The organism is Spirochaetota bacterium, from assembly GCA_026415295.1.
Classification (GTDB): Bacteria; Spirochaetota; JAAYUW01; order JAAYUW01; family JAOAHJ01; genus JAOAHJ01.
Map to the genome: position 1 here is coordinate 23,963 of JAOAHJ010000026.1, position 19,367 is coordinate 43,329.

General features: G+C 21.7%; 17 protein-coding genes. All 17 read right to left on the reverse strand.

The window, feature by feature from the left end:
- Positions 1-18: 18 nt before the first annotated feature.
- The 17 genes from N3A58_06195 to N3A58_06275 all read right to left on the reverse strand — a co-directional run bounded on the left by N3A58_06195 (position 19) and on the right by N3A58_06275 (position 19,349).
- Positions 19-1,905 carry a polysaccharide biosynthesis protein gene (locus N3A58_06195; protein ID MCX8058987.1) on the reverse strand — a complete coding sequence of 629 codons (1,887 nt, stop codon included), beginning with the start codon at positions 1,903-1,905 and terminating at the stop codon, positions 19-21.
- A 28-nt stretch (positions 1,906-1,933) separates the two neighbouring features.
- A complete protein-coding gene (locus N3A58_06200; protein MCX8058988.1) occupies positions 1,934-3,055 on the reverse strand; it encodes a DegT/DnrJ/EryC1/StrS family aminotransferase in 1,122 nt (373 codons plus the stop codon).
- Positions 3,036-4,544 (reverse strand): O-antigen ligase family protein, encoded by a 1,509-nt coding sequence (locus tag N3A58_06205; GenBank protein MCX8058989.1) that lies wholly within the window; start codon positions 4,542-4,544, stop codon positions 3,036-3,038. The genes N3A58_06200 and N3A58_06205 overlap by 20 nt, the downstream gene beginning before the upstream one ends.
- Positions 4,545-4,580: 36 nt before the next feature.
- The gene (locus N3A58_06210; GenBank protein MCX8058990.1) at positions 4,581-5,651 is read right to left on the reverse strand and encodes an undecaprenyl/decaprenyl-phosphate alpha-N-acetylglucosaminyl 1-phosphate transferase; all 1,071 of its coding nucleotides are present in this window, start codon (positions 5,649-5,651) and stop codon (positions 4,581-4,583) included.
- 199 nt (positions 5,652-5,850) lie between these two features.
- Positions 5,851-6,759 (reverse strand): hypothetical protein, encoded by a 909-nt coding sequence (locus tag N3A58_06215; protein MCX8058991.1) that lies wholly within the window; start codon positions 6,757-6,759, stop codon positions 5,851-5,853.
- A 13-nt stretch (positions 6,760-6,772) separates the two neighbouring features.
- On the reverse strand, positions 6,773-7,957 hold the full coding sequence (locus N3A58_06220; GenBank protein ID MCX8058992.1) for a glycosyltransferase family 4 protein: 1,185 nt from the start codon (positions 7,955-7,957) through the stop codon (positions 6,773-6,775).
- Positions 7,945-9,072, reverse strand: a complete 1,128-nt coding sequence (gene wecB / locus N3A58_06225) for a UDP-N-acetylglucosamine 2-epimerase (non-hydrolyzing) (protein ID MCX8058993.1) — start codon at positions 9,070-9,072, stop codon at positions 7,945-7,947. The genes N3A58_06220 and wecB overlap by 13 nt, the downstream gene beginning before the upstream one ends.
- A 1-nt stretch (position 9,073) precedes the next feature.
- On the reverse strand, positions 9,074-10,192 hold the full coding sequence (locus N3A58_06230) for an NAD-dependent epimerase/dehydratase family protein (protein MCX8058994.1): 1,119 nt from the start codon (positions 10,190-10,192) through the stop codon (positions 9,074-9,076).
- Between the two features lie 6 nt (positions 10,193-10,198).
- Positions 10,199-11,227 (reverse strand): polysaccharide biosynthesis protein, encoded by a 1,029-nt coding sequence (locus tag N3A58_06235; protein MCX8058995.1) that lies wholly within the window; start codon positions 11,225-11,227, stop codon positions 10,199-10,201.
- A gap of 21 nt (positions 11,228-11,248) precedes the next feature.
- Positions 11,249-12,487: a glycosyltransferase gene (locus N3A58_06240; GenBank protein MCX8058996.1), complete on the reverse strand. Its 1,239-nt coding sequence runs from the start codon at positions 12,485-12,487 to the stop codon at positions 11,249-11,251.
- 5 nt (positions 12,488-12,492) lie between these two features.
- Positions 12,493-13,767: a hypothetical protein gene (locus N3A58_06245; protein MCX8058997.1), complete on the reverse strand. Its 1,275-nt coding sequence runs from the start codon at positions 13,765-13,767 to the stop codon at positions 12,493-12,495.
- 61 nt (positions 13,768-13,828) lie between these two features.
- Positions 13,829-14,980 carry an N-acetyl sugar amidotransferase gene (locus N3A58_06250; GenBank protein ID MCX8058998.1) on the reverse strand — a complete coding sequence of 384 codons (1,152 nt, stop codon included), beginning with the start codon at positions 14,978-14,980 and terminating at the stop codon, positions 13,829-13,831.
- Positions 14,981-14,983: 3 nt separating this feature from the next.
- On the reverse strand, positions 14,984-15,745 hold the full coding sequence (locus tag N3A58_06255; GenBank protein MCX8058999.1) for an AglZ/HisF2 family acetamidino modification protein: 762 nt from the start codon (positions 15,743-15,745) through the stop codon (positions 14,984-14,986).
- Between the two features lie 35 nt (positions 15,746-15,780).
- Positions 15,781-16,410 (reverse strand): imidazole glycerol phosphate synthase subunit HisH, encoded by a 630-nt coding sequence (gene hisH / locus N3A58_06260; GenBank protein ID MCX8059000.1) that lies wholly within the window; start codon positions 16,408-16,410, stop codon positions 15,781-15,783.
- A gap of 48 nt (positions 16,411-16,458) precedes the next feature.
- Positions 16,459-17,679, reverse strand: coding sequence for a hypothetical protein (locus tag N3A58_06265; protein ID MCX8059001.1), 1,221 nt, complete (start codon positions 17,677-17,679; stop codon positions 16,459-16,461).
- Between the two features lie 18 nt (positions 17,680-17,697).
- Complete coding sequence (locus tag N3A58_06270) at positions 17,698-18,393, reverse strand: SGNH/GDSL hydrolase family protein (protein ID MCX8059002.1); 696 nt, start codon at positions 18,391-18,393, stop codon at positions 17,698-17,700.
- Positions 18,390-19,349: a gfo/Idh/MocA family oxidoreductase gene (locus N3A58_06275; GenBank protein ID MCX8059003.1), complete on the reverse strand. Its 960-nt coding sequence runs from the start codon at positions 19,347-19,349 to the stop codon at positions 18,390-18,392. The genes N3A58_06270 and N3A58_06275 overlap by 4 nt, the downstream gene beginning before the upstream one ends.
- Positions 19,350-19,367: the final 18 nt, after the last annotated feature.

Consider the following 19,367-nt stretch of genomic DNA (forward strand, 5'->3'; position numbering starts at 1 on the left):
AAAGATAAAATTTAAATTTTAGTTTACAAACTTTTGTTCATTATAAATTTTCAAATTTGCTTCTGGAATTAATTCTTTTAACCATTTTCTTAGTTCTTCTCTATTCATATCTAATATATCATTAATTTTGATCTGAATCAGCTTTGAAAAAGCTTTTAAAACTTCTTCTTTATCTTCATCTACCCTAAATATTTTTTCATGTTCAGTTTTTTCAACTTTATCTTTATCAAAAAAAAGCTCTTCATACATCTTTTCTCCAGGCCTTAAGCCAGTATATACTATTTTTATATCTTTATCTGGAATAAATCCATAAAGTTTTATAAGTTCTTTAGCAATATCTACAACTTTAAATTGTTTACCCATATCAAGAACATAAATAGAACCATTATCATTAAAAGATGCAGCATTAATAAGAAGTAAACTTGCCTCAGGAATAGTCATAAAAAATCTAGTAATTTCTGGATGAGTAACAGTTACAGGACCACCTCTCTCAATCTGCTCAATAAAAAGTGGAAGAACTGAGCCTCTTGAACCAATTACATTACCAAATCTAACAATTGATGTTTTGATGCCATATCTATAAAAAAACCCATAAGTTAAGATTTCCCCAAGCCTTTTTGTTGCCCCCATTATATTTTCAGGATTTACAGCTTTATCAGTAGAAACAAATATAAATTTTTCAACATTATATTTATAACAAAGTTCAAGTATATTTAAAGTTCCAAATAGATTGTTATTTATGGCTTCATATTCATTTAGTTCCATAAGAGGTACATGTTTATGTGCTGCAGCATGAAAAACTAGATCTGGTTTGTAATGACAAAAAATTTTATCAAAAAGTTCTTTATCTTTAATGTCAATTATTTTATAAATAATTTTGCTTGCAAAATCGGAAAGCTCTCTTTTTGAAAGAAACTCGGAAATATTTTTAATTAAGTTATAAATTGAATATTCTCCTCTACCGGTTGCAATTATTAGTTCTGGTTCAAAGTTTATAAGCTGTTTTGTAATCTCAGATCCTATTGAACCCCCAGCACCTGTTATAAGAATTTTTTTGCCTTTATAAAAACTTTTTAACTTTATCTCATCAATTCTTACCTCTTCTCTACCAATAAGATCTGATAGATCAATATTTCTTAACTCCTTTATAAGTGGTCTTTTATCATTTAATTCAAGAAGGTGGGGCAAAACTTGTATATCAATAATATTTCTCTTATCTATTTCTTTTATTCTATCTACTATCCTATTTATCTGATAAGAATTTGCAGATGGAATTGCTATTATAATTTTTTCTACAATAAATTTATCAACTATTTTTTTTATTAGATCTATAGATCCAAATATTTTTTTGCCTGATATTATCTTCCCTTTTTTAGAAGGATCATCATCAAGAAAACCGATTATATGCTTTTGCAATCCAAATTTTATATATTCATTTAATATTATTCTTCCAGCTTCTCCAGCTCCGATAATTAATGTATTAACTTTTTTATCAGTATCTAAAAATATCTTATTTACATTTCTAACTTTAGAAAACTTTTTTAGTCTATAAAATATTCTATATAAAATAGTAAAAAATAGTATTAAAAAAAAAGTCAAAAAAATTTGTGGTTGAGAAAAACCAATATTTATAATTTTCAATAAAATAAAAATCAAACAAAAAGATATTAAATTTACTACTGAAAGTTTTATAAGATCACTAAAAGAGCAGTATTTCCATAAAATTTTATAGACCCCACTTATATAAAATACAAAAATATAATTAATAGAAAAAATTAAAAAATATATAAAATTTAAATAATAGGAATGACTCAATAGATCAGGATAAAATCTTATAAAATAAGATATATAATAGGAAAAAATAATAATTAATAAATCAAATATTAAATCTAAATATTTTTTCATATAAAAAAATTTTTTAAAAAATAGTTTCTTAGCAGGAATAAGTTAGAACTTTTTCGATAATGTATTCGATTTCTTCATCCTTTAATCCAGGATAGATAGGTAATGATAATGATTTTCTAAAAACTTCATTTGCTATAGGATAATCTTTTTCTCTATAACCATATTTTTCTTTATAGTATGGATGCTTATGAACAGGGATAAAATGAACAGATGTATTTATCCCATTTTCTTTTAGCTTATTGTAAAGTTCATCTCTATTGTTAACTTTTATAACATAAAGATGCCAAGATGTTTTCCTATCATCCTTAATAAAAGGTATCTCTATTTTTGAGTTTGCAAAAGCTTCACTATATTTTCTTGCAATTTTTTCTCTTTCATCATTCATCCAAAAAGCTTTTTTAAGTTGTGCAAGCCCTATTGCTGAACAGACATCTGTTAAATTATACTTATAACCATTATCTATCACTTCATAATACCAATCTCCACCTCTATACCTATCCCAAACATCTCTATTTATACCATGCAATCTATTTACCTTTATTTTTGATGCAAAATTATCATTGTTTGTTGTAGCCATCCCTCCTTCACCTGTTGCAAGAGTTTTTGTTGCATAAAAAGAAAAACATGTTACATCTGATCCATGAAGATTGCCTACAATATTATTTTTGTAGTAGGAAGGAAAAGCATGAGCTGCATCTTCTACAACATACAAATTATATTTTTTTGCAATATTATATATCTCATCCATATCACATGGTTGTCCTCCAAAATGAACAGGTATAATAGCTTTCGTTTTTTTTGTTATCAGTGGTTCAATTTTTTTAACATCAATATTATGAGTTTCATACTCAATGTCACATAAAACAGGTATTGCTCCAAAATAAGTTACAACTTCAGCTGTTGCAATAAATGTATTTGTTGGAAGAATAACTTCATCATTTTCCTTTATGCCTACTGCTTTTAAAGCTAAATGTAAAGCTGCTGTTGCAGATGCTACTCCAAAGGAATATTTTGAGCCTATAACCTTTCTAAACTCTTCTTCAAAAAGTAGAGTTTTTTTACCAGTTGTAAGCCAACCAGATTTAACTGATTCAACTACCTCATTTATTTCATCATCTGTTATATATGGTTTATGAAACATTATATTCATAATTTAATATCTCCTTATTTTTTTTCATAAAAAGCCCAATAAGTAAAGAATAAAAAGGACCTACAAGAGGATGCCCAAAAATATAATCAGTTAGTCCTCCGATTATAAAAAAAACTAATAGTGAAAAGAATAAAATATAATAGAATCTATCCTCTTTTTCTTTTATAATATTTCGTATCAATTTATAAAAAGATAATAAAACAATAAAAAGAAAAACTAAAAATGAAAAAAAACCAAACTCTGAAAATATTTGAAGAAAATCATTATGACAATGAGAATGTCGTGTAAAATTATTATGAAAATATCTATTTAAATCTTTATTATTATTAACATAGTAATTCCAGGCAAAAGGACCTGTACCTGTTAAAAATCTCTTTTTTATTACCTCCAAAGAAACTGATATCAATGCTGCTCTTTCTGCTGATTCAAAATATATTAAATCTTTCCTTGATGTTATTTCTGGATGAAACAACCATGAACTTATTTGCTTTATTTCATAACCAGCATTTATAACTCTTCTAAATATCCAGTAATCTTTTATAAATTTATCCAATAAAAATTTTCTTGAAATTGTAACTACTTTTACAATATTTTTATTTAATTTTCCCTCAAATATAGGCTCAATAATTATAAAAATTGATATTAGAAAAATAATAATAACTAGTATAGAAAAAGTTTTTAAAAAAATACTTCTTGACAGAAAAAAAAGGGATAAAATTAAAAAAATAAAAACAGATAAAAAGAAAGCTATTAATACAGACCTTGTCCCAGATGATAAAAAAGAGATAGAGGCTAAAATGACAGAAAAAATAAAAATAATAATAGAAATAAATAAGTAAAATATTTTTTTTATTTTTTTAATATTGTTTTTATTAATATTTTTAACAAAACAGAAAAAATTAAATACGATGAAAAAAAGAGGAATTATTGTACAATAAGCATAACCTACTGCATTTCTTAATAAACCACTTCTTCTATCAGAAAATATTCCAGATAAGTTTTTATATAAACTGAAAAGATATAAAATATTTATAATATAAAAAAGTAAAATAATAAGATTTGAAAAAAGATATATTTTAAAGTTTAAATTTAGAAAAACTTTGTAATAAAGTGAAAAAATATAAAAAGAAGCACACATTATTAAAAAAATTATGAAATAAATAGGTAGTCTTAAAAAGCTTAATTTATAATTATATGAAAAAATAAAAGATAATATAAAAAAAAGTAAAAAAGAAAAGATAAAACCAAACTCTATACTTTTAAATAAAATTAGATTTTCGGAGTTGCTTGAATGATAAGAAATTAATTCAATATTTTTTCTTTCTTTTGATTTGAAATAATTTAAAATTAAGAAATCAACAAAAAAAAATAAAATAATAAATACTTGAAATAGTGTAGATAAAGAAATGGATACTATAGATGTTGAAAATAAAAAAACAAACAAAAAGTATAATACAATTCTCTTTTCTAATAAACTCTCTTTACTCATCAAAAGAATAATATCTAAAATATTATTTTTAGCTATTTATTTTTTTTTTAATTTTTCGATCTCATTTTCAAGATTCTCAACCTTCTTTTCAGTTACTGATATCATATAGAAAAAGAGCATAGAAAGTATATAGATCAAAACAATAGTTATTAATGCATGAATAGGCTGAAGATAAAGTATTATTATTGCAAAACTACCATAAACAATGGTTATAGTATAAAGTAAAAGAAGTATTCCTTTATTTGAAAAACCAAGATCCATCAGTCTATGATGTATATGGTTTTTATCAGCTGTAAATATATGATATCCATTTTTTATTCTTTTGTGTGAAACACTTACAATATCTATAATTGGTACTGAAAGAAGCATCAAGGGTATAACAAAGATTGTAAGAGTCGAAAGTTTCTTTATTCCAATCAAAGGCAATATCGAGTAAATAAAACCTAAAAAATATGCCCCTCCATCACCCATAAATATTTTTGCTGGTGGAAAATTAAATATCAAAAATGCAAATGTAGATAAAGATAAAGAGAGAGAAATATAAAAAACAAGTAAATTATTTTGAATAAAACCTATAATTGTTACAAAAATAAAAGATATAAAAAGTATTCCTCCAGCAAGACCATCCATTCCATCAAGCATATTTATAGCATTCATAAATGCAGCTATCCATAAAGGAGTAAAAATATAAGTAAAATAGCCAAAATCTATTTTTATAAATCCAGGAATATTTATACCATCAAAACTTAATCCAGAAAAACATACAATTAATCCAGAAATTATTTGTAAAAAAAGTTTTAATCTTGCCTTTATATGAACAAGATCATCAATAAAACCTGTTAAGAAAGCAACAGTAAAAGCTAATAAAAAAAGATAGGGATTAAAATTAAATTTTATATTTTTTATAAATAGAAGATATAAATAAAAGACTAAAAAACCTGTAAAAATAGCTAAACCTCCAAGTCTGCTTATATTTCTTTTATGAATCTTTCTTTCATCAATATAGTCAAATAGTTTCTTTTTATGACTTATATAATTAATCAATGGAATTAATAAAAATGAGACTATAAAAGGAATAATAATAAAAAAATTAAATTCTATCTTCATCTATTCTATCCATCTAAAAATTTGTATTATTTAAACATTTTATATAATTTATTTTATTATATAGCACAAAATTTTGGAAAGAGGAGAAAAATAAATAAGATTTTTTTACTAATATATTATTAATAAATAATTTAACAATAATGTTATGAGTAATATTATTTATTATAATAAATAACTCAATATTATCAAAAATAAAAATTTATTCTTTTATTTTATTCCAATGTTTTTTGAAAAAATCAATCAAAAATACAAAAAATATTGATATAAAAAAAGAAAAAACTGTTAAAATAAAAATTTTTATTAAAAAACTTTTTAAGTCAAATTTTATTTCTTCTTCTTCTTCTTTATCAATTGACTTATAGTTATTAATTTTATAATTAATATTTTCTATTATTTTTTTATAAAATATATTGTATTTTTGATAATTCACTATTATTATTTCAGTCAAACTGCTTAATATTTTATTATAATTTTCTTCATAAGAGATAATAATATTGTTTTCATTTTCAAAATAATTCTCTAAAAAATTAATTAAATTTATTGAATTTATAAACAAATCTTCTGCATTTCCATAATTATTCACTTTTTCTAAATTTGTAATGTAATTTAAATTATAGCTCTGAAAACTAAAAGGATTAATAATCTTATCTTTAAATAAAGAATAAAAAATAATATTTTTAGTTAAATTAATAAACCTGATTTTTTCTTCATTTTCAAATTTATTTTCTTTATTAAAACAAAATTTTATTTTATAAACTGGATAAGAAGATGGGTTATTTATATATTCATTTGATAAATCACTTGGAAAAATATCATTATTTTTTATGTTATTAAATAAAATTATATTTTTGTTTAAGTGAAATTTAAGCATATTTTTTATATTTTGAAAAACTTCATAATTAAAATCTCCATTATATTCGATTGTATAAATATAATATCTTAATTTTTTACTTTTATTTAAAATGAATTTGTAATTATTTAATGATTTAATAAAAATAAAAACCCCTCCAATAATAGTAATTATTATAGTAAATACAATAATAAATTTTTTATACTTCCACAAAATTTTAAATACATCAATTAAACTAAGTTCTTCACCATTATTCATTTATTTTCCTCCTTTATATATTATTAATTAATTCTTCAATTTTGTTAATAATATGTTCTCTATTAAACATATTTTCTATTAATTTTAATGAATTTTCTATATTTATATTATTGTTTTTAGAATTTAAAATAAATTCAATTTTTTTTCTTATTTCATTTTCATCATTTTTACAAAAATAACCAATTTTATATTCATCAACTATCTTACCTACAGCTCCATCAGTAATTACAAATATAGGTTTTTGAGCATAAAGGTAAGTAAAAAATTTAGCAGGTATAGTTAATTTAATATAGTCATCTTCTATTAAAGGTAAAACAGAATAATCACAATCTTTAATTAAAGAAATAACCTCCTTTTCATCAATTTTCTCAATAAAAATAATATTAAAAGCATTTAATTTATTTTTTAATTTAATTAAATTTTCCTTCTCATTGCCATCACCCACAATATAAAAAATAATATTCTCTTCTTTAAAACTTGAAAAAGCTTTTATTACATTCTCTAAACCTTGCATTTTCCCAATATTTCCAGTATAAACAAACTTAATTTTGCTTTTATCTAAGCTTATTTTATGATTTTCTATTTTAATATTTGAATTAAACCATTGAGGAATATATATAATTTCTTTTTTAGTATATAATTTTAACCTATCTATAAAACCAGGACTACTAACTAAAATATAATCAAAGTATTTATAAATAAATTTAACAAAGTTATCTAATAAAAATGAAAAAGTAAATTTTTTTTTAAACCCATAAGAATAAACAGCATCTGGCCAAATATCTAAACTCCATATAATAGATTTTTTTTTGAAAATTTTTTTTATAAAAAAAACTGGAAAAGCTTGAGTAAGAGGACCTGTATGGTAAACAAAAACTAAATCTATTTTATTTGCAATTTTAAATACATAAAAAGATGCTTTTATCATAAAATTTATATATGATAATATTTTAATAAAAACACTTTTACTATAACCAAGAATAGTTTTTAATCTTATTATATTTATGCCATTAATATTTTCAATAACAAATTTATTAATATAACCTTGATAAAGTTTATCTCCTGGATATGATGGTATTTGTGTTAAAACTGTTACAGTAAAACCTCTATCTTTTAACTCATAAGATAGATCATTTATAGAAAAAGGTTCTGGAAAATACCTTTCAGTAATTATCAGAATATTTTTTATTTTTTCCATATATTTTTATTAATATAATCAATATAACTTATTATTATTCTTGGTATTTTCTCTGAAACATTAGGAACAAAATAATCTTTAACTAATAAAAAATTTCTTTCTTTTCTATTTTGTTTTACCGCTACTTCAATAGAATTTAATACAATATCTTTTCTAAAACCACTCATAATAACTGAAGCTTCTTCCATACCTTCTGGTCTCTCATGAGCTTCTCTAATATTTATAGCAGGAAAATTTAATATTGAAGATTCTTCTGTTATAGTCCCTGAATCAGATATAACTAAAAAAGAATTTATTTCAAGATTAACATAATCAGTAAAAGAAAATGGATTATGAAATATAATTAAATCATTAAAAATAACATTTTTTAATTGTTCAATTTTTTTTCTTGTTCTTGGATGGGTTGATACCATAATAGGAAATTTATATTTCTCTGCTATGCTATTTAATATATCTATAAAAGATAATAAATTATTCATGTTATCAACATTTTCTTCTCTATGAAAACTAACAACAAAATATTTCTCTTTTTCAAGTCCTAACTTTTCAAGAATTTTAGAACTTTTAATCTTAGGTAAATAATAATTAATAACTTCATACATTGGGGAGCCAGTCTTTATTATCCTTTCTGATGGGAAGCCCTCTTTTATTAAATATTCTCTAGCAATATCAGAATATGGTAAATTAATATCAGAAATATGATCAACAATTTTTCTATTTGTTTCTTCAGGAACTCTTTGATCAAAGCATCTATTTCCAGCTTCCATATGAAATATTGGAATTTTTCTTCTTTTAGCTGGGTAAGCACATAAACAAGAATTAGTGTCTCCTAATATCAATATAGCTTCAGGTTTAATTTTTTCAAATAATTCATCAATCTTAACTAACATATTTGATATTGTTTTAATATATGTATCAGATGCTGTTTCTAAAAAATAATCTGGTTTCTTTATTTCAAGATCATCAAAAAATATTTTATTTAATTCATAATCATAATTTTGCCCAGTATGAACAAGGATATGATCAAAATATTCATCCATTTTACTAATAACTCTTGAAAGTCTAATTACTTCGGGCCTAGTACCAACTATTGTCATAACTTTTATTTTATTCATTTCATACCTCTTCATAATAAGTATCAGGATTATCTGGATCAAAAATTTCATTTGCCCAAAAAACTGTTATCAAATCTCTATCGCCTATATTTGTTATGTTATGAGTATATCCTGGAGGAATATCAACAATTTTACAATCTTCTCCATCTACTATAATAGAATATTTTTCATTATTCAAAATATTCCTAAAAGATATTTTTGCTTTACCTTCAACTACACAAAATTTTTCAACTTTAGTATGATGATAATGGTTGCCTCTTGTAATCCCTGGTTTAGTCCTAGAAATAAAAATTTGTCCTGCAAAATTAGATTTAATAAATTCAAATAAATAACCTCTATTATCCTCATTTTTTATTGCTTTATATTCTAAATTACTTAAATCATAATAAGAAATCAAAGTAGAATAAAGATACTTTTCAAATTTATTTTCAAAATTTGGTAATATATTATTCTCCCTTATTTTAATAAAATTTTTTAATAATTCTGCTAATTTAGCTAAGCTGACCTCATAAAATGGAGTAGGATAAATAATTGAATCTACAACATCTAAATCATTTTCATAAATATGTCTTATTAAATTTTTAATAACATCATCTATATATATAAATTTAATTACTTTTTCTGGATCATTAATAATAATTTCTTTATTATGCGTTAAGTTATAACAAAAAGTAGCAACTACAGAATTATAATTTGGTTTACACCATTTACCAAATACATTTTGAAATCTATATATATAAACTTTATTACCTGTTCTTTTACTATAATTTAATAATAATTCCTCAGCTTCTTTTTTTGTTTTTCCATAAAGATTATCAAGTTCTGCTTGTATAGAAGAAGAAAATACAATTTTACATACTTTATTAAATTTTTCAAGAAAATTTATTAATTTGTTTGTAAGTTCAACATTTCCATAAAAATATTCAATTTCATTTTGTGGTCTATTTACACCAGCTAAATGGTATATAACATAAAAATTATTATTTTTTATTATTTCATCAAGTGTTTCAAAACTATTTATATCATATTCAATTATATTTAAGTTAATGTTTTTTTTTAAAAAAATTTTTAAATTCTTTCCTATAAATCCATTTGAACCTGTTATGAGAATATTCTTCATATTTATTTAGACTCCTTCATCCTCTTCATTTCTTAAAGCTTTCTGGATATATTCCAAATCTAATAAAATTTTCTTTAACTCTTCATTCGTTAGTCTTTTAGTATTATGTGAGTTATACTCTTCAACCTCTTCAATTTTCTTATCACCTTCATCAAAATATTTATGATAATTTAAATCTCTTGTATCAGCAGGTATTCTATAGTAATCACCTAAATCAATAGATATTGCTGCTTCTTCTTTAGATAATAAAGTTTCATATAATTTTTCACCATGTCTTGTTCCAATAATTTTAATTTCATTTTTAGCATTAAATATTTCAAGTAAAACTTCAGCTAATTGCTTAATAGTTGCTGCAGGAGCTTTCTGTACAAAAATATCACCCTGCTTTGCGTTATTAAAAGCAAACATAACAAGTTCAACTGCTTGCTCAAGACTCATAATAAATCTTGTCATATTTGGATTTGTAATTGTAATCGGCTCATTATTTTTAATTTGCTTTACAAATAAAGGAATCACAGATCCTCTTGAAGCCATAACATTTCCATATCTAGTTGCTGTTAAAAGAGTTTCATCCTCTCTTAAATTTCTCGACTTAGCAACCATTACTTTTTCCATTAAAGCTTTTGACATTCCCATTGCATTTATTGGATAAACAGCTTTATCTGTTGATAAAACTATAACTTTTTTTACTCCGCAATTTATTGCAGCATCTATTGTGTTTGCAGTTCCAATAATATTAGTTTTAACTGCTTCTAACGGATAAAATTCACATGAAGGTACCTGTTTTAAAGCAGCTGCTGCAAATACATAATCTACTCCTCTCATTGCTGAACAAATAGAATCATAATCTCTTACATCTCCTATATAATATTTTATTTTATCATTTTTATATTTATGTCTTAGATCATCTTGTTTTTTCTCATCACGGCTAAATACCCTTATCTCTTTTATATCAGTTTGAAGAAATTTTTTTAATACTGCATTTCCAAAAGAACCAGTACCACCAGTTATTAGTAAAACCTTATCTTTGAACATATATTCTCCTAAAACTTATATTTATATATAATTTTTATAAATATTATATATTATATTAGCATTATTTTCTAAAATAAAATATCTCTTAAAATAATTTAATACATTGTCAGAAATTTCTAATAGTTTATTTTTATTATTAAATATATTATTATATATATATTCAATTTTATTAGCTAATTCTTCTTCATTTAATTCATTAACAGTAAAACCATTATAATTATCAAATATTTCATCATCAAAAATAGGTTCTTTTAATGTTACTATAGATGGTATACCATATTTTGCAGCCTCAAATACTGGCCTTCCTATAGCAAATAAATTAGTTGTAAATAACAATAAATCAATTTTTTTGTAAAAATCATCATTATTCTTAATAAAACCCAAATATTTAACATAATTAGTTAAATTTTTCTTTTCAATAAACTCAAAAATATATTTTTCCATATCAAAAAATAAACCTAATATTTCAACTATTTTTTTGAAAAATTTATTTTTAAATATTCTAGAATTTTTTCCAGCTATATAAAGTTTTATTTTATTTAATTTCTTTTCATTAATTAAAATATCTATAGCTTTTAAAATAGTATCTATTCCTTTAGCTTTATATAGAACACCTATAAAACCTAAATTAAAACAATCTGATAATAAATTTACATTTTTTAATTTATTAAAATAATAATTATTATTATCATTAAATTCTATACCATTATGCACTACTAAAGTTTTATAAAATAGTGATGCATTTAAACTATTTTTTACTCTTTCATCTATACATATTATTTGATCAACATAATTTTTTAAAATATTAGTAAATACTTTTCTCCTAATCCCTTTTTTATTAGATTGTATAGCTCTAATATGAATTAATATTTTAATTTTTTTAAATAATTTTTTCAAAAAAAAACAATAAATAAATAAATTTCCTTCATTTAAATGAATAATTTTAACATTTTCTTTTTTAATAATTTTTATTACTTTTATTAAACTAGGAATAAAATAAAACAATTCTCTAATAAATACTAACCACCTAATACCTTTATAGTAACTATATTCTGTATTATCAAATTGTGAAAGCCATTTAATAATATATACTTTAAACCCATTATTTTTATAATAATTAATTACTTCTCCTTTAGATGTTAAAACTATTCCTTCTACATTATATTTAATTAACTCCTTATATAATAGTACCAGACTTCTTGATGAACCTCCTATAGTAGGACAAGTATGTAAATACAAAATTTTTATTTTATTACTCATTTAGATTAATCCTCTAATTCTTTTATTTCGTTTTTATAAATTAAATAACCATATAAAAAACCTATAAAAGGATGAGCTAAAGGAACTTGTGAAATAAAAATTAAGTTAAAAAATAATATTAATAAAATAGTATTTTTTATTTTTTTATAATTTTTAATTAATAATATATTAATTAAAAAAATATATGATAATCCAATTAATCCTAGATTAAATAAAACACCCCCCCATAAAGACTTTATTCTTGTTCCGTTATAAATAAATTTTAATTTTAAAAAATCAATTTTATTATCATTTAATGTGCCATTTATATAGTACAACCAATCACCAAAAAAGTGAGGTAATCCAAAATTTTCAAAAAAGCCCTTAAATGATAAAAAAATATCCTCTAATCTATCTAAGGCACTTTCATCTTTCAAAAAAAATAATAAAGGATTTTTTAAAATTCTAAAAAAAATATCATAAATTCTAGTATTTTTTAAAAAAGAAAAGGAAATTAAAATTATTAAGACAGAAAAAAATACTAGAAAATAAAATAAAATAATATTATCATATTTTAATTTAATTTTATTATATATAAATAAAACAAAAATGATCAATAAATAAAGAAGAATAACCAATATAATGGTAAAAACATATATTGCACTCTTTGCAATAAATAATAATTGAAATAAAATTATTAAAATTAGTACAACTTTTATTTTTAAACTATCAAAAAATTCAACAGTAACCCATATAAAAAAAACCAGCATAAGTCCATAATAACTAGGCTCTGGTGCAAGACTTGTGGAACCTCGTTCAGGACTTGTCGATAATCTTGGTAAAATAGTTTTAATTTGATCATAAAAAAAATATTGTAAAACACCAAAAATAAGCCAAATAAAAATAACAAAAAAGAAAAATTTTTTTAAATTTAAGAAATTATATTTTTTGAAATAAATATAAACAGATATTGAAATGCTTAAAACAGATATATATCCACCAATTTCTCTTATTCCATAAATATATTCCGATGAAAAAGGAAATAAAAACAAAGACATTAAAAAAGGAATTATTAAATATACAAAATAATTATTCAAATAAAATAGATATGGTAAAAACAGAAAATTTAATATTAAAGAAATAAATAATGCATTTGGCTGAGTATCAGTTTTAATTATATTAAAAATCTTTAAATAAGGGAAAAAGATAAAAATAAAAATAACAAAAAATAGAAAATAAAAAAGTTTTCTTTGAAAAAATATAATATTATTTTTATAATTCTGGAATTTTAAATTTATCATTTTAATAAACTCTAAAATTTTTAATTTATTATTTTAATAATTTTCTTTAAGGTTTACTTTTTTAAAAACTCTTTTTTATTTTATAATATAATATTTTAAATATGTTCCATAATCTTATCTCACTACCATATAATTTATGAGGTTTTTCTGGTCTTCTTAAATAATTTTCTAAGCCCTCTTCTTTCCATCTCATTTTCTTTATAAAATATTCTATATCTTCTATTAAATCTTTCTCTTTTGGATATGGTATCTCTTTAAGTAATTTCTCAGCTTCCTCTTTTTTCATCTGTCCTGTCAATATTAATGTAGATAAATGATTTTTCCTCTTATCTACCCCAAATTTTACTGGCAATATAAATCCTTGATAAAACCTTGTAAAAATAGATTCATAATGCTTATATGGATATGGTTTATATTTATATTTCTCTTCCAATATCTTTAACGCATCAAATTTATTATATTCAGGCAAATAATCTAAAAATGATATCCATTTTATTCCTCTGATGAATTCATACATTACAAAATCTATCGTCCCTATTGCTGGAAATGTCTTTATTTTAACTTTCCCTCTCTTAGCTAAATTGTAGATATTTGTTTTATCCCATTTAAACCAATTCCAATTTATAGGCATCTTCATTCCTTCTGTAGAACTATTTGTACCTGCTAATATATACTTTACTCCAAAGTTCTTTGCTTGCCCATAACAAACTGCTAACATTGCATTATCATACAATAACTCTATATCTATTACATCTGCATCAAAAAATGCTTGCATCAACCCCCTATACTCCTCCCAATCTATTACATGTGTATATAAATCTACTCCTAATCCTTCTACTAAATTTTTTATGTTATTTGCTGCTAATTCACTATCCCATCCATTATCCATATGTGCTGCTAATGGTCTTAATCCTAACTCTTTTACTTTTACAAGTGTATATGAACTATCAACCCCTCCACTTATACCTACTATACAGTCATATCTCTTACCTTTTCCTTCTTCTTTTATCTTTTTTACAAACTCCTCTAAACTTAAATCTATCTTCTTCTTTGGAGTTCTTATTACTTCTAAAAAATCATCGCAATAATTACACCCTGTTTCTGTAAATATTATACCTTCTGCTGTCTCATCCATTAAACATCTTTTGCATCTCCTTGTCTTTTCATTTATTTCTATAAGCTTCTCTTTTAATAATTTTACATATTTTTCCATATTTCATTCTCCTAATATATTTCTTAAATCTTCATATTTTGGATAAGATATAACAACTGCTCTATGTGGCATATGAAACACAAACATTCCGCCAGCACCACAAGCATGAGCTCCTGCCTCTTTTGCAAATTTAAAATCATTAACATTTCTTGCTCCACCACAAGCAATAGTTGGAATTTTTAATTTTGAAGAAATATATTTTATTAAATTAAAATCATATCCTTCAAAGGTTCCATCCCTATCTATATTGTTTATAATTATTTCTCCAACTCCAAGTTGTTCCATTTTAAGTGCTAATTCTAAAGCTTCATAGTTTGTCTTTTCTGTTCCACTTTTAATATAGACCTTATATTTTCCAAAAAAATCTTTTTTTACATCTAAAGAAAACACAATACTTTGATTTCCAAAAGAATCAGCAAGTTTTTTTATCAGATCAAAATTTAAAACTGCATAAGTATTTAATACAACTTTTTCTATACCTATTGAAAATAATTTTTTAGCATCTTCAAAACTTTTAATTCCTCCTCCATAACTAACTGGCATAAAAGCTTCGGATACAACTTCTTTTAGAAATTCAAAATCTATTTCTTTATTCAATTTAGAAGCTTCAATATCTAAGATAACTATTTCATCAACTTCTTTATCATTAAATATTTTAACAGTATTTATAGGATCACCAACATATTTATGATCTTTAAATTTTATCCCCTTATAAAATCCTCTATTTTTCATTAATAAAACAGGAATAATTCTTGTTTTTAACATTTTAGCCTCTTAAAAAAAATATAGATTTGACATATTCAATATCTTTCTATAAAATTTTTTAATAGTTGCATTCCAAATTTATGACTTTTTTCAGGATGAAACTGGACACCAATTATGTTTTCTTTCTCAAAAGAAGAAACAAAATCATATCCATAAAAAGTTGTTGTTAATATATCTGTTAAATCAAAACAATTAACTGCATAAGAATGAACAAAATAGAATCTATTTTCTTGATTTTCCATTCCATAAAATAATTTTGAATTCTTTCTTAAATTAACTATATTCCATCCCATATGAGGTATTTTTAAATTTTTATTTTCAATAGCTGTAAAATTAAATTTTTTTGTCTCGGCATTTATCCAGCCAAATCCTTTCTCTTTTCCTTCCTCACTTGATTTTGTCATAAGTTGCATTCCAAGACATATCCCCAATATTGGAATTTTTTTAATTAACACTTTTTCATTTAATATATCAAAAAGATTTAATTCTTTTAAGTTATTTATTCCATTATCAAAAGCCCCAACTCCTGGTAAAATAAGCTTTGTAGCTTTATTAATATCATCAATATTTGAAGATATGATCGCAGAATATCCAGCTTTTTTTACCATGTTCAAAATTGAACCTGGATTTCCTAAATTATAATTTATAATTGTTATAAAATTCATTTTAAACCCTTTTCTTAAATAAAAAATTTAATTTTTTAAAAAAAATTATCATTTTAAATAAAATAAATTTAACAATTTATCAAAATCAATTATTTCTAAAAAGTTTTCCTGCAATAAATTTAAATAATCAACAAATTCAGGATCAGAACTAATATTGCTATCTACAAAATATGTTTTTATTTTATAGTTTAAACAGTCAAGGTATACTGCACTATTTCGAGTAATATGAATATCAACATATTTTAATATTAAAAATAATGGAACATTACTCGAAATTTTAAAATCCACAAAATCACTATAATTATTTAATTTATTTTTTAAATAATCTATCTTTTTTAAATTACTTAAATCCAAAGGATGTAATCTAATAAAAAATTGATACTTATTTCTTAAAATATCTTTCTCGGCTATTTTATTTATAAGATCAATAATATTCTCTAAAAATATATTTGAAGAATTATCCCACTGTAAAGTTATTAAAATTTTTATTTTTTCTTTGTTTATTATTTTATTAATATTATTAAGTTCTTTCTTATAAAAATCTATTAAATTAAAATAATAATTAGTATCTTTCAATTTTTCAATATAATTTTCAAAATTATTAAAAAAAACATAATAAGGATTTTCTATTAAAATAACTTTAAAAAAATTTACAAATTTACATTTTCTTATTTCATTATTTAAAATAAATTCACTAATTTTATCAAAAACTATAAAACCAGAAGGCATCTTATAAGAATCTGAATTTTCTTTTAAATATCTTCTAATACTTGATTGAATAAAACCATGTTGAATATCATATACTTCTACACCTATTAATTTTGAAGCTTTGCAAATAAATTCATTAGGTTGAATTCCTATAACTTTATTAATATTATTATTAGTAAGAATTTTTTTATAAAAATTGACTATTAACTTATCATTTTTAGTTATTTTATATATAAATTTTAATACTATATGAAAAAAATTAATTTTTTTTGAATTAAAAAGTGTTTTCTTTTTGCTAAAAGGTTCTAAAATAGTAATAAACTTTTTATTAAAATTAATTTCATAAAAATAATAAATTTTTAAACTATCTATTATTTGAGAAAAATAAAAATTATTAATTTTAATACCAAAATCACCATCATTTAAAGTAAATAATATTTTATTAGAGCTTTCATTTTCTTTAATAAATAAACTCTTAAAACAAAATATATAATCCGTATAAAAAATTGACAAAACTAAATTTTTTATTAATTTAAAAAATTTTTTTTTATTAAAAATCATAATTTTTATAATATTATTTTAATTATTTTCAAATATAATATTAATTATTTCATTATATAAAGCTAAGTGTCCTTCTTTATTTAAATGTATTCCATCATCTAATAGCAAATTTTTATCTAAATTTTGCAAATCAATTACTTTAATATTATCATCTTCTTCTTTAATTTTATCTATAACTTTGTTATAATTATTTATTGTACAATTAAACATATATGATTTCTTTTCATTTTTTTCATTTGTATTTAATATTTTTATTAATATAATTTTAATATCTTTTACATTTTCTTTAGAATATTGTATTATTTTTTTTAAATTTTCATAATATTTATTTATTTCAACATAATGGATTTTTCTGAGCTTAGTTATAAAATATCTATATTTACTAAATAAGTTCACTAAAAAATTTCCAAAACCAAATAAAAATTTATTTAAAAATGGTATTAAAAAATATGTTTCAAATCTAGTAAAAACCCTTGGCGCACAATCTACAATTCCTAAATGAATTATTAAAAAATTTGGTTGTAAATATAATATATCTTCTTTTAAATTTTCTTCTCTAGATTGCATATTAGTATCATTTGCTCTTTTTGACCTATTAATAACCAAAATGTTTTTATAGGTACTTAATAAATATGGATATGTATCTTCAAATAAAATATTATTTTCTGGCCTAGGCAAGGATAAACTATCTCCTAATATAACAATTTTAATCAATTCTTAATACCTCCAATTTTTTGATAAATTAACAATTTTTTTTCTAATTCATCTATGGTACATAAAAGATCATATAATTTATTTTTATTCATTAATGCTTCTAACATCTTTTTTAAACCTGGTTTAAATTTAATATCATCTTCATCCTCATTAATAATTTCTAACTCTCTACCAAAATTATCCTTTTGAATAGTTAATTTTTCTAAAGGGCATAGAATTAATTTAAATTCTTTACAATAAATTTCAATTAACCACCTTCCTTTAGATAGCCAATTTGAATGATAAATAAAAGGAATATTTTTTTCAGATACTCCTAATCCATAATAAATATAATAATTATAATTTTCACTTTTTTTTGTAAAAAAAGCATTTAATATTTTTGGATTACCTATAATATTTAATACTAAATCTATAACATGAGATGAATTTGATATTATTAGATTTTGCTTAATAAGTTTTGGGTAATTTATTTCATCTATTCTTTCTAAAATTTCATTAAAAGAAAAAAATAAAGATTCTATTTTATTGGTTTCAATTATCTCTCTAACTTTTAGCACAGATGAATAAAACCTCCTATTATATGCAATAAAAAAGTTTTTCTTTTTATTTTTTGCTATTTTATTTAACATTTTTGCTTCTTTAATATTTAGGCAAGCTGGTTTTTCAGATAATATTAAATTGCCAAGATTTGAATTTAAAATCAATTTATTAATATAAAATAAATTTTCTACATTTACTGTATTAATTATTAAATCAAAAAATATTTTATCATTATAGTTTATTAAAAAATTTTCAAAACCCCCAATAAAAGTATTTTGAATATTAAAATTATTTTTCATTTTTAATATATTTTTTTCATTTCTTCCTACAATATATATATCATTAATATTTAAACCTTTTAAGGTCTTATAATATTCTTCACACATATATCCTGCACCGATTATTAAAACTTTCATATTAATATCCTTTTATTT